Annotated in this window: 2 protein-coding genes; one reads left to right on the plus strand and one right to left on the minus strand. The window is 55.8% G+C overall.

Annotation, left to right across the window (positions count from 1 at the left end):
- A partial coding sequence (locus N554_RS0130515; RefSeq protein ID WP_029586901.1) for a PDC sensor domain-containing protein occupies positions 1 to 622 on the minus strand: 622 nt, incomplete at its 3' end.
- 614 nt (positions 623 to 1,236) lie between these two features.
- Here N554_RS0130515 and N554_RS0130525 point away from each other — a divergent pair.
- Positions 1,237 to 1,443, plus strand: a complete 207-nt coding sequence (locus N554_RS0130525; protein ID WP_029586902.1) for a hypothetical protein — start codon at positions 1,237 to 1,239, stop codon at positions 1,441 to 1,443.
- Positions 1,444 to 1,584: the final 141 nt, after the last annotated feature.

Here is a 1,584-nt window from a genome sequence, read left to right on the forward strand (position 1 = left end):
CGTTATGGGGGTAGCGCGCGAGATAGGTACCGTTGCGGTCCGTGATAGCGAGCGCCGCTCCTTCCGGAACACCCTTTCGCGCGAGGTAGTCAGCGAGCCAATCGAGGCTGAGACCCGCGACGATGACGCCGCCCATCCGACCATCGTCGCCATAGAACGGCAACGCAAACTGAATGACCTTACGGCCAGTCGACAGACTTGCCGAGTATTCTCCGACCGAAAATTTGCCGGTCTTCAAGATGCTGGCAAAGTAGGGCCGCGCAACAATGGAGATTGGTCTATGGTCGCTGTTCGTGTCACAGAAAGACCAACCTTTCATGTCGGTGACAAGAAAGGCAATGAACGCTGGAAATCGCCGCTGCATAGCAGCCAGGTAAGCGTCGCACGCTTGGCCGTCCCTCGTTTTTATCGAGGGGAGTTCCGACATCGCGATCAGGACCTGACGAATTCCCTGGACGATCTGCTGTTGCTCTGCTGCGGCGAGCTTGGCCAGGCTAAGCGCCTGGTTCTCAACTTCGATCTGGCGCGCGCGACGGAGATCGAATTCATTGTATGCCTGGATCGCGATCGCGGGCAGTAGCGCGGCAGCCACCAGGAAGAAAAGGCGCGATAAAATAGTCACTTCCCGACCGACCCCAATCCTGTGTGGTTCGCCGGTCTTGGGGAGAATGCTGGATGCGTCTCGGTCGATGGCGAAACGCTATTGGTGATGCACTCGATGATCATCCTCATTCCGGCCGCCATACGAGCGCCGGGCAGGCGTCGTTTACGAAGATCAGCCTCATTTCAAAACTCTGCACCGTCCATCAAGGAAGATGCAGCGGCCGTGTGGCGGCTCAGTGCCATCCGCAGAAAAACTTCGTTACAATCGTAACGCGTCTAGGGCTCAAGACCGGCGGCAGTAGCCGTCGCCGCAGATCATATTTGGACGTCACTTCATGGCTAAGTCTAAGATCGGCATTATCGTAAGTGCCGCCGCTTGGGACGATTTGCCGACGTACCTGCTCAGGGGCTGTGAGAACTCGTGAGCAAGCCCTGTGATCGAGATGCGCCTGTTTATCGAGCCGATCAAACAGGCCGGATACATGTCGTTGCGCAAGACAGGTCGACTATAACCTTCTAAACCTGAACCGCCTTCGGGAGTTCTTTTTGTTTCCAGTGTGGGCTACTTCACGAACGGCTCCGGGAGATTGCGATAGCCATCGACAGAGCAATTTGTCGGGAGTTCATCTCGCCATGGATGCAAATCAGCAATACGATTCTGCGACGATCGCAATTTTGAGACGCGCGTTTGACGATGTTTTCAGTGATTCGAGATATTTTGATCGAAGATCCACCTCAGCGCTGGAAATTGCCGAACATCTCTTGGCCCAGGCCGCTGTCGGCGAGCGCGATCTCGATCGGCTGAAAGCATCAGGCTTCAATAAATTGACAAGCCAATAACTAGCGCAGTTCCAGAATTAACCTGCCGCGCGGACTGACCAAAGGCCATACGGTGGTATGCCGTTTGTATGGGGCGCGCCGTCGCATATCTTCGAGTTTCCACGCAACAGCAGCAGCGCTCTGGGCTCGGGATTGAGGCGC

Origin of the sequence: Bradyrhizobium sp. URHD0069, assembly GCF_000701345.1 — a bacterium.
GTDB lineage: Bacteria > Pseudomonadota > Alphaproteobacteria > Rhizobiales > Xanthobacteraceae > Bradyrhizobium.

What these genes read in the sequence shown, in the direction of transcription:
- N554_RS0130525 (WP_029586902.1), top strand. Translation starts at nt 1,237, where the DNA reads ATGGATGCAAATCAGCAATACGATTCTGCGACGATCGCAATTTTGAGA.